This window comes from Neorhizobium sp. BETTINA12A, from assembly GCF_023006485.1.
Taxonomy (GTDB): domain Bacteria; phylum Pseudomonadota; class Alphaproteobacteria; order Rhizobiales; family Rhizobiaceae; genus Neorhizobium.
Genome location: NZ_JALBGW010000015.1, coordinates 62,572 through 73,189, shown reverse-complemented (window position 1 = coordinate 73,189; position 10,618 = coordinate 62,572). Strand labels below are relative to the sequence as shown.

General features: G+C 60.3%; 9 protein-coding genes and 1 pseudogene. 6 read left to right on the top strand and 4 right to left on the bottom strand.

Annotation, left to right across the window (positions count from 1 at the left end; all coding sequences use genetic code 11):
* From MOV61_RS07045 to MOV61_RS07030, 4 genes are all read right to left on the bottom strand, one after another.
* A partial coding sequence (locus tag MOV61_RS07045) for a cache domain-containing protein (RefSeq protein ID WP_247136079.1) occupies positions 1–1,030 on the bottom strand: 1,030 nt, incomplete at its 3' end.
* A gap of 279 nt (positions 1,031–1,309) precedes the next feature.
* On the bottom strand, positions 1,310–1,828 hold the full coding sequence (locus MOV61_RS07040; protein WP_247136078.1) for a plant virulence effector HPE1-like domain-containing protein: 519 nt from the start codon (positions 1,826–1,828) through the stop codon (positions 1,310–1,312).
* Between the two features lie 100 nt (positions 1,829–1,928).
* On the bottom strand, positions 1,929–3,200 hold the full coding sequence (purD, locus tag MOV61_RS07035; RefSeq protein WP_247136077.1) for a phosphoribosylamine--glycine ligase: 1,272 nt from the start codon (positions 3,198–3,200) through the stop codon (positions 1,929–1,931).
* 146 nt (positions 3,201–3,346) lie between these two features.
* On the bottom strand, positions 3,347–3,556 hold the full coding sequence (locus tag MOV61_RS07030; RefSeq protein WP_038540434.1) for a hypothetical protein: 210 nt from the start codon (positions 3,554–3,556) through the stop codon (positions 3,347–3,349).
* Between the two features lie 226 nt (positions 3,557–3,782).
* Here MOV61_RS07030 and MOV61_RS07025 point away from each other — a divergent pair, with 226 nt between their 5' ends.
* The 6 genes and pseudogenes from MOV61_RS07025 (at position 3,783) to ubiA (ending at position 10,540) form a co-directional block, all read left to right on the top strand.
* Positions 3,783–6,080 carry a Tex family protein gene (locus tag MOV61_RS07025; RefSeq protein WP_247136076.1) on the top strand — a complete coding sequence of 766 codons (2,298 nt, stop codon included), beginning with the start codon at positions 3,783–3,785 and terminating at the stop codon, positions 6,078–6,080.
* A 173-nt stretch (positions 6,081–6,253) separates the two neighbouring features.
* A complete protein-coding gene (locus tag MOV61_RS07020) occupies positions 6,254–7,510 on the top strand; it encodes a cyclopropane-fatty-acyl-phospholipid synthase family protein (RefSeq protein ID WP_247136075.1) in 1,257 nt (418 codons plus the stop codon).
* Between the two features lie 121 nt (positions 7,511–7,631).
* Entirely contained in the window at positions 7,632–8,384 is a 753-nt protein-coding gene (locus MOV61_RS07015; RefSeq protein WP_247136074.1) for a hypothetical protein, read from the top strand.
* A gap of 42 nt (positions 8,385–8,426) precedes the next feature.
* Positions 8,427–8,555 (top strand): annotated as a pseudogene (locus MOV61_RS07010) (SAM-dependent methyltransferase); the annotation flags it as partial.
* A 100-nt stretch (positions 8,556–8,655) separates the two neighbouring features.
* A complete protein-coding gene (locus MOV61_RS07005) occupies positions 8,656–9,465 on the top strand; it encodes a MipA/OmpV family protein (RefSeq protein ID WP_247136072.1) in 810 nt (269 codons plus the stop codon).
* Positions 9,466–9,589: 124 nt separating this feature from the next.
* On the top strand, positions 9,590–10,540 hold the full coding sequence (gene ubiA / locus MOV61_RS07000) for a 4-hydroxybenzoate octaprenyltransferase (RefSeq protein WP_247136071.1): 951 nt from the start codon (positions 9,590–9,592) through the stop codon (positions 10,538–10,540).
* The last annotated feature ends 78 nt before the right edge of the window (positions 10,541–10,618 follow it).

The window sequence follows — 10,618 nt, the reverse complement described above, 5'->3', positions numbered from 1 at the left end:
CCTTGCTCATCGCGGCCTCGAGGTGGACGAGCGCCTCGTTGAAGTTGTGGCGCAACGTTTCGTAGCGGGCGCCGAGATCGGCGCAGCGAACCGTGAGGTCGCCATGGGCCAATGATTCGAGCGCTTCGCCGATGGTGGAGACGACGCGGGTCTGCAGCGCTGCTTCCTGCTGCTGCATGTCGAGGTTTTGCTGGCGCTCGCGGTCGAGCTCGGTCTTCTGCTTTTCCTCGCGGGCGGCCATCGCATGGCGTTCGCGGATCTTTTCCTGCAGCGCCTGCGTCGCCTTCGCCATCATCCCCACTTCGTTCGACATGTCCGTATGCGGGATCGTCGCGGTGACATTTTCGTCGGCGACGGCCTGCAATGCGCCATGCACGGCGGCCAAAGGCCTGGTAATATTGCGGATGACGATCAGGGCGACACCGAGTGCAAGCAGGAAGGCGAGGAAACCGACGCCGACCACTTCCAGGATCGTCTTGTTGATCTTGACATCGAGGTCGTCGGTGTAGACGCCCGTGCCGACAATGATCTGCCAGGGTTCAAAGGCGCGGGAGTAGGCAGCCTTCTGGAAAACCTGGTCGGCCGGCATGCCGGGCTTTTCCCAATAATAGGTGGTGACGCCGCCGCCGGCACGGCCCTTGGCGACCATCTCTTCGCGGAACAGGTTGCCCATCTTGTCCGGCTGACCCTTCTGGTTCACGCCGACCAGCTTGGGATTGTAGTGGAACTGCGTGACCGTGTCGTAGTTCAGGCCGAAGATGTAGCCGGCCGGCTCGTATTTGATCCCTGCCACGGTTGCGTAAGCGAGTTTCTGCGCATCCTCGTGCTTCAGTTCGCCCGATTTTTCCCGGTCGTAATAGGATTGCAGGATGGAAATGCCGGACTCCACCTGGGTGCGCAGCATGTCGTAGCGCTCGGAATAGATCGAGGCGATCGAGGCGCGGATCTGATAGTAGGTGACAGCCGTGAAAGCCACCATAAGCGCTGCCACCATGGCCAATAACTGGTGGGAGATCTTGAGATTCTTCATGTTTCGACTCACTTTCAGGCAGCCGAACTCTCCCGGAGGAGCCGGAGCGGGACGAAGTTTTTGGGGAAGGCGCGTTCTGCACCGGTCACGTGCTACACCGCACTATGACGGGAGAGTGATCCCGAATATTTGAATAAAAATTTAATTATCCGGGCCTTGACAGCCGCAAATGCGAATATTTTGGGCAGGTCGGATTTGATGATGCGCAATTTACGCGCATACCGGGAAAGGCTGTTCTCGGAGCACTTTCTGCTATGTAAATATAATGATATTCTAAACTTAGAAGCGATCGGTGCGCAGTTCGAACGTGTCGAGCGCCAGCGGCTTCGGCGTAAGGGATGCTTCGACGATCCCGACCTCAGCCTTGCCGATGGTCTTCACCGCGCTGGTCAGGGCGTCGGCGTCGATGCCGTCACTTTTGGCTTCTGCGGTCGCGATCTGCGTTTCGGTGGAGCCGTTGGTGGTCGGGTGAAGCTCGGCGATGGCGTTTTCCTCGGCCATCCATTTGGGAAGCTTGCTGACATGGATCACCGGTGAGCCGCCAAGCCAGGCCTCGGTACGCGCCAGCTTCTTTTCGCCGTAGATCTCGATGATTTCAGTCTTCTGGATCCCTGCCGGCAGATCGGGAACCTTGTAGGTTGCCTCGTCCGATTTGGGCGCTACGGCGCTCGGGCAGCTTGTGCAGCTCTTGGTGAGGATGCTGACGCCCGCCTTGTGCGTGTTGTCGATCACCGTGATCGACGACGCGAAAGCCGAACTGCTTGCAAACACCAGAACTGTAGCCAGAACGAGACGCATAACCGGGAATCCTTCTTGAGGTCTCCCATGATTATCGCGGCTTCGTTTCGATCCCGTCTGGATAATCGGTAAATTTTAAATGAAACGACCGTTCAGGCACTCAGTTCTTTTCGCGCGTCACCGCCTGCCAGCCGATATCGCGGCGGCAAAAGCCGTTTTCCCATTCGACCTGGTCCACGAGCCTGTAGGCGCGAGCTTGCGCATCTGCGACGGTCTTGGCGGTCGCCGTAACGTTCAGCACACGGCCGCCGGTTGCGACGAGAGTGCCATCCTTGAGCGCCGTTCCGGCATGAAAGACCTTCTCTCCGGCAGCGCCCTCGGGCAGATGGGCGATCGGTGTATTTTTGTCATAGGCGCCCGGATAACCCTTGGAAGCCATCACCACGGTCAGCGCCACGTCGTCGTTCCATTCAGCGGAAACCTTGTCGAGCGCTTCGGTCGCTGCCCCATGGAGCAGGTCGAGTAGGTCGCTCTTCAGCCGCATCATCAGCACCTGGCATTCGGGATCGCCGAAGCGGACATTGTATTCGATCAGTTCCGGGCCCCTGGCCGTGATCATCAACCCGGCGAAGAACACGCCGGTGAACGGATATCCACTTTCCGCCATGCCGCGGATGGTCGGTTCGATGATCTCCTTCATGGTGCGCGCAACCATGTCCGGCGTCATCACCGGAGCAGGCGAATAGGCGCCCATGCCGCCGGTGTTGGGGCCGGTATCGCCGTCGCCGACCCGTTTGTGGTCCTGGGCCGTGGCAAGCGCCAGTGCGGTCTTGCCGTCGGAAAGGCAGAAGAAGCTTGCCTCCTCGCCATCGAGATAGGCTTCGACCACCACTTCGGCACCAGCCGGCCCGAAGGCGCCGTCGAAACAGTCGTCGATCGCCGCAAGCGCCTCGTCGATCGCCATGGCGACGGTGACGCCCTTGCCGGCGGCAAGCCCGTCTGCCTTTACGACGATCGGCGCGCCCTGTTCGCGCACATAGGCCTTCGCCTCGGCCGCATCGGTGAAGCGGCGATAGGCGCCGGTCGGGATATCATAGCGGGCGCAGAGATCCTTGGTGAAACCCTTCGAGCCTTCGAGCTGGGCTGCGGCAGCAGACGGGCCGAAGGTCGCGATGCCCTTGGCGCGCAGTACATCGGCGAGCCCGGCAACCAGAGGCGCTTCCGGCCCGATCACGACGAGGTCGATCGCATTGTCGAGGCAGAAGGCCGCCACGCCGGCATGATCGTCGATGTCGAGCGACAAGAGTTCGGCATGCTCGGCGATGCCGGGATTGCCGGGTGCGGCATAGAGTTTGCCGAGTTTCGGAGACTGCGCGAGTTTCCAGGCGAGCGCATGCTCGCGTCCACCCGAACCGATCAAGAGAACCTTCATGTCTCGCCCTCGTCTGCGCTGAAAACCTTGGCCTTGCGCGGCGGTTAAGGGGAGGGGAGGCAAAGGTCAAGGGCCAAGGCTTAGGTGGCCTCCCATCTTCTGTCCGTCATGGCGTTTCGATGGGAGGCCGTCGCGTTCGATAAAGGTCAGAATTCACCGCGCCGGTTTTTCGCGCCGCGGCGGATATCCAGCGTCGTCTGGAAGATCACCTTGTTCCGATAGGCGAGGAAAGGCACCGGTTCGTTCCGAAAGGACGCATCGTCCAGCTTCTGTTCGAGATAGGAAATGGCAGCCTCTAGCTCTTCATTGGCGACCGCCGTGTCAAATGCCAGTGTCCTGGCGGCTTTTTTGGGCATTCGTATCTCCATTCGGCCACATCATGCGGCGGATTGGTTTTAATGGCCTCTTGCCGGAGGTGAGAGTGCATTGGTTCTTTTCCACAGGGCCTTGGTTAGCGGCCGGTCAACCCGTGTTTCGTTTCGGCACGGTTGGTTCCAAGCAAATTGTGGAACCGGCATTCGCCACGTTGCCTTGCCACAAACTTCGACTATGGTCGCGCCTCCCATTTGAACGAGGACGCCCATGGCCGCCGATCTCCGTTTCCTTGCCGCCGCGATTGCTGCGGAAATCAATGCCCGTCCCGAACAGGCTGCCGCCGCGATCGGGCTGATCGACGACGGTGCCACCGTGCCGTTCATCGCCCGCTACCGCAAGGAAGTGACGGGCGGGCTGGACGATACGCAGCTGCGCAACCTGGCAGAACGGCTGGTCTACTTGCGCGAACTCGAAGCGCGCCGCTCCACCATCGTCGATCAGATCAATTCGCAGGGCAAGATGACCGACGAGCTTGCTGCAAAGATCGGCAAGGCGACGACCAAGGCCGAGCTCGAAGACCTTTATCTCCCTTACAAGCCGAAGCGCCGCACCCGCGCTGAGATTGCCCGCGAGCGTGGCCTCGGCCCGCTTGCCGAGGCGATCTGGGCCGACCGCAGCGTCGATCCGGCAAAGCTTGCAGAAGCTTATGTCAAGGACGAGGTAGCCGACGTGAAGGGTGCGCTCGAAGGCGCCCGCGATATCGTCGCCGAGACGTTCTCCGAAAATGCCGACCTGCTCGGAAAGCTGCGCCAGCATATGCGGGCTGGCGCGACGCTGAAGGCCAAAGTGGTTGACGGCAAGCAGGAGGCCGGCGCAAAATTCTCCGACTATTTCGATCATTCCGAACGCTGGGCGACGGCGCCCGGCCACCGGGCGCTCGCCATGCTGCGCGGCTGGAACGAGGAGTTCCTGACCCTGACGATCGAGGTCGACCAGGACGATCCGTCGCCGGTCAAGCCCGCCCAGCGCATCATCGCGCTTGCCTTCGACATCCGGGACCGGGGTGCCGCCGACCGCTGGCTGATGGAAGCCGCCGGCTGGACCTGGCGCGTCAAGCTCTCGGTGTCGTTGTCGCTCGACCTGATGCGCGAACTGCGCGGGCGCGCCGAGGAGGAGGCGATCCACGTCTTCGCCCGCAACCTCAAGGATCTGCTGCTCGCCGCACCCGCCGGCTCGCGCACCACGATGGGCCTCGATCCGGGCATCCGCACCGGCGTCAAGGTGGCAATCGTCGATGCCACCGGCAAGCTGCTGGAAACCACGACCGTCTATCCGTTCCCGCCGAAGAACGACATCCGCGGCACCCAGGCCGAACTCGCCGCGCTCATCCGCAAGCACAATGTCGAGTTGATCGCCATCGGCAACGGCACCGGCAGCCGCGAGACGGAAAAGCTGGTCGCCGACATGCTGTTGAACCTGCCTGGGCAGAAGCCCACCAAAGTCATCGTCTCGGAAGCCGGCGCCTCGGTCTATTCGGCGTCGGAAACCGCCGCCCTCGAATTCCCCGGCCTCGACGTGTCGCTGCGTGGCGCCGTTTCCATCGCCCGCCGCCTGCAGGATCCGCTGGCGGAACTCGTCAAGATCGAACCGAAATCGATCGGCGTCGGCCAGTACCAGCACGATGTCGACCAGGGGAAACTCTCTCGCTCGCTGGATGCCGTGGTCGAAGATGCAGTGAACGCCGTCGGCGTTGATTTGAACATGGCGTCCGCACCGCTGCTTTCGCGTGTTTCCGGCCTCAGCCGCACGATTGCCGAGGCGATCGTCGCCCATCGCGACCAGAACGGCGCGTTTTCGAGCCGTAAGGACCTGCTGAAGGTCGCCCGTCTCGGAAACCGTACGTTTGAACAGGCGGCAGGCTTCCTGCGCATTCCGAACGGCAAGGAGCCGCTGGATTCGTCCGCCGTCCATCCGGAAGCCTATGGCGTCGCCAAGAAGATCGTCGCCGCCTGCGGCCGCGACCTGCGCTCGCTGATGGGTGACAGTGCGGCGCTCAAGGCACTCGACCCGAAGCGGTTCATCGACGAAACCTTCGGCCTGCCGACTGTCAAGGACATCATCGCCGAGCTGGAAAAGCCCGGCCGCGACCCGCGCCCGAGCTTCAAGACCGCCACCTTTGCCGAAGGCGTGGACGAGATCACCGACCTGAAGCCGGGCATGATGCTCGAAGGCACGGTCACCAACGTGGCCGCCTTCGGCGCTTTCGTCGATATCGGCGTGCACCAGGACGGCCTTGTCCACGTTTCGCAGCTGGCCGACCGTTTCGTTAAGGATCCGCATGAGGTGGTAAAGGCCGGCGACGTCGTCAAAGTGCGCGTTGTCGAGGTCGATGTGAAGCGCAAGAGAATTGCGCTGACCATGCGCAAGGACGGCGGCGAAGCGGCACCCGCTCCGCGCGGCGACCGCGACGTCCGGCCGGTTAACCCGAAAATGATGAAAACTGAAAAACCTTCATCTCAGGGCGCTTTCGGCGCAGCACTCGCGGAAGCTTTAAAACGCAAGTGATTTTGGCCGGCTTCGGCAGAATTTCAATTATAGGATGCGGGTCGTCAGGCGGGGGTTTGACGGCCTGCTTTTTTATGTCATTTTGATGGCTGCAATGTGCTTGAAAGTCGCAGGGAAACGATTAGATTTTGGATTAGTAAGGCACCCTTAGTATTATTATTGGAGGTGGGTCCGTGGCCTCGTCCCTTCACAATCTTCTCAGCAAAATCATCAAGACTGGAACTTTGATCGTACGCGGCTCGGGAGGTGAGCAACGTTACGGGAGCGGCGGCGGGCGGTCCGTTTCGATACGGTTTATCGACGAAGCCGCCGAACGCGAACTGGTGGCGGATCCTCCCTTGAAGCTCGGCGAGCTCTACATGGACGGCCGTCTCGTCATCGATGACGGCGACATCTATGAGTTCCTTGCGCTGATCAAGGACAATACCCTCAGCGAAGGACTGACCTTCGGCATGATCTGGCGCGGCATCGCCCGCGTGCTGGTTTCCCAGTTCCGCAATCGCGTGCCGATCAACCATAACCGACGCAACGTCGCCCATCATTACGACCTCGACGAAAAGCTGTTCTCGCTCTTCCTCGACGAGGACTGGCAATATTCCTGCGCCTATTTCAACCCGCCGGGCATTTCGCTCGACGAGGCGCAGATCGCCAAGAAGCGCCATATCGTTGCCAAGCTGCTTGCCGAGCCCGGGCAGAAGGCGCTGGAAATCGGTTCCGGCTGGGGTGGCATGGCCATGTATCTGTCGGAATCCTCCGGCGTCGACGTGACCGGCATCACGCTCTCGACCGCGCAGCTCAAGATTTCGAACCAACGCGCCGCCAAGCGCGGTCTTGCCAACAGCGTCCGCTTCGAGCTGCAGGACTATTATTATCTGCCGCCGGATAAGCGCTACGACCGCATCGTTTCCGTCGGCATGTTCGAGCATGTCGGCCGGCTGAACTATCCCAAGTTCTTCGGCAAGGTGAACGACGTGCTCGCCGATGACGGCGTCATGGTGCTGCATTCGATCGGCCAGCCCTATCCGGCCCTCATCAACAATCCCTGGATCGAGAAATACATCTTCCCGGGCGGTTATATACCGGCGCTTTCGGAAGTGATGCCGTCGATCGAGAAGGCGGGCCTGCTCGTCTCCGACATCGAAATCCTGCCGATGCATTATGCGCACACGCTGCGCCACTGGCGCGAGCGGTTCATGGCCAACAAGGAGAAGGCTGCGGCACTTTACGACGAACGGTTCGTGCGGATGTGGGAGTTCTATCTCGCCGGTTCGGAAATGGCCTTCACCCACGAAAGCTTCTTCATCTTCCAGATGCAGATCGTCAAGAAGCGCACCGCCGTTCCGGACAACCGCGACTACATCTACGAGCGCGAGGCGGAACTGAAAGCCTTCGAAGGGAGCCGCATCCCGCTCGACAAGGTAGCGGTGTGAACTGGGCTAACCCCTATACAAGTGTAAATTAACCTTTGTTTCCGGCACCTATCTTGGAAAACGATATGGCGCCCTCTATGGTTCAGCATCTGGTCCGCAACTTGCCAAGGTTGTGGAGCCGATGCTGGGCAATGGGGGCATTCGCGTGGTTAAACAAGTTTTTTCTATCATCTTTAGAAATTGGATTTATTATCTCATATGGATAATAATTTCCGTTCTGCTGTCGGTATTCGGCGAATTTTCCGAGAGTTCTTCGTCGAATATTGCTTCTTTTTTTCCAACGATTTACCTGGCGATGTGGGTGCAAAGCTCTGTACTACGGTCAACGACCTTTGAATTCAGCGCGAAGCCGGAGTTTTACAAAGGATTTTTCGGCTATTCTCTGAAATTTATTACACTAGCGATAATTGCAGGCGGACTTTCTATGCCGGCTTTTCTATGGCTTGCAACGGTGTTCAACGGCCGTACAGTTGGCTGGCTGATGGTGTCGACCACGGCACTGGTCGTAATTTATGCGGCCTTGATGTCGTTGGTCGGTACTTGGCCGACATCCAACATTACGGGGATCAGGACGTCGCTTAAGGCGGCTTGGGCTCGGGGTGCTCCGAATTTCCTGACGACTTTCGGGCACCTCGCCGTCTCTTTGGTAGCCATGTCCGCTATGTCGCTGGTTATCGGTGCTATAGGCACGGCAGCATTTGGGACGATGCTGGTGCCGGCCGGAGTGCCAAATATACCTCTGATATTGGTCGTAATGGTTGCGCTTTCCATTAATGCTATAGGCATCACGTATGGAGCTGCTGTCCTGGCGAATGTCTATATGCGGCACGAGGTAGATGAGTCGCCGCTTGCGGTGTCACCCGTAAATGCTTGAGCGGTTCCTCGGGTGGGCAGTAGAACCAGTCATGACGGACGCCTCTTCCAGATACAGATCGTCAAGAAACGCACCGCGGTTCCGGACAACCGCGACTACATCTACGAGCGCGAGGCGGAACTGAAAGCCTTCGAAGGGAGCCGCATCCCGCTCGACAAGGTAGCGGTGTGATTTTTCGCTTGGTTAACAAGCTGGCAATGCAAATGCGATAATAGAACAGAAATCCCCAGTGGGATCTCTGTTCTGTTTTGCGTTTTCAGGATCCGTTGCCATGTCCTTGCCTGTCCGGGCTGCCTTTTTTCTTTCCATTTTTTCGATTGTTTCCTCGGGGAGCGCCGAGGCTCAGGAAGGCTTCTGGTCCGGTGACTGGTACCTGACGCTCGGCGGCGCCGGTTTCGTGGCGCCGAAATTCGAGGGCGACAACGGCCGCAGCCTGCAGTTCTCGCCGATCATCTCGCTCGGCCGCCAGAACGCCAAACAGGCGCGGTTCTCTTCCCGCAATGACAACATCTCCTTCGCGCTGATCGACCAGGGTTCGATCCGCGCCGGCGTGGCGGCGAAGCTGATCATGCCGCGCGATGATGACACGTCCGACGATCTCAAGGGTCTGAAAAAGGTGAAGCTCGGCGGCGAGGTCGGTGGCTTCATCGATATCTATCCGACCGATTGGATCCGCGCCCGCGCCGAAGTCCGCCAGGGCATCCGCAGCCATGACGGCGTCGTCGCCGATGTCTCGGTCGACGCTTTCACCGATCTTCAGCCGGATCTCAGGCTTTCCGGTGGTCCGCGCGCGACCTGGGCAAGCAACGGCTACAACGACGCCTATTACAAGGTGACCCCGAGCCAGTCGGCGGCATCGGGTCTCTCCGCCTACGATCCGGGCGGCGGCCTGCATTCGGTCGGCGTCGGTGCGGCGCTGACCTGGAAGGCGACCGAGAAACTCGAGCTCACCTCGTTTGCCGAATACAAGCGGCTGACCGGCGATGTCGCCGACAGCAGTCTCGTGCGCGAACGCGGTTCGAAAAATCAGCTGATGTTCGGCGTTTCGGCAAGTTACAAATTCGGCTTCTCGCTTCCCTAAGTCGTGAGCGTGCTCACGACGGAAGGCGCGCACGCGTCCGCGCCCTAATGCGTGGGCTTTCCGCCTCCGAAGAGCGACAAAGCGCCGGCTTGACCGTGGCGTTCGGCCGGCGCTAGAACCGGCCATGACGAACGCCGACGATTTCAGCGGCCGCGTGGCCGACGCTCCATCCGACAACTGGGTCTATCGCGTTCTGCCGCGGCCGGCCTGGCCCTATGCGCAGCTTGCGAGATGGGACCGGCCGATCGGCTGGCAGCTTCTGATGTGGCCGTGTTTCTGGTCGGCGGCTTTGGCGGCGAACGCCGCCAAGGGGGAAGGCGCGTTTTCCCTCGGCCTCCTGCTTTTCCACCTCGTGCTGTTCTTCTTGGGCGCGGTCGCGATGCGCGGTGCCGGCTGCACCTATAACGACCTCGTCGATCACGATATCGACATGGAAGTGGCGCGCACCCGCTCGCGGCCGCTGCCCTCCGGCCGGGTGTCGCGTTTCGAGGCCAAGGTCTTCATTGGCGTGCAGGCGCTGATCGGCCTGCTCGTCCTCATCCAGTTCAACGCTTTCACCATCCTGCTCGGCATCCTGTCCCTGGCGGTGGTGGCGATCTATCCCTTCGCCAAGCGGTTTACCGACTGGCCGCAATTTTTCCTCGGCCTTGCCTTTTCCTGGGGCGCGCTGATGGGTTGGGCCGGCGTGTTCGGCAGCCTCTCCGCCGCCGCCCTCTGGCTTTACCTGGCCGCCATCGCCTGGACGATCGGATACGACACGATCTATGCCCATCAGGACAAGGAGGATGACGAGCTGATCGGAGTGCGCTCGACAGCACGTCTCTTCGGCGACAATACCAAGCCATGGCTGATCGGCCTCTACGGCCTGACGCTGATCTTCCTGCTGCTTGCGTTCGCAGCGGCGGGCGTCGGTTTCCTCGCCTATCTCGGGCTTCTCGCCGCAGCCCTGATGTTCGGCTGGCAGGTGCTGATCCTCGATATCGACAATGCCGACCAGTGCCTGAGGCTTTTCAAGTCGAACACCCGCGTCGGCGCGATCCTGTTTGCCGGCCTCGTCCTGTCGCTTGCCCTCTAACGGAAAAAGCCCGACCGCTCAAGGATCGGGCTCCCTCCCATGTTATCGCGAGAGGCGGTGGACAAAGGGACAAGCAAA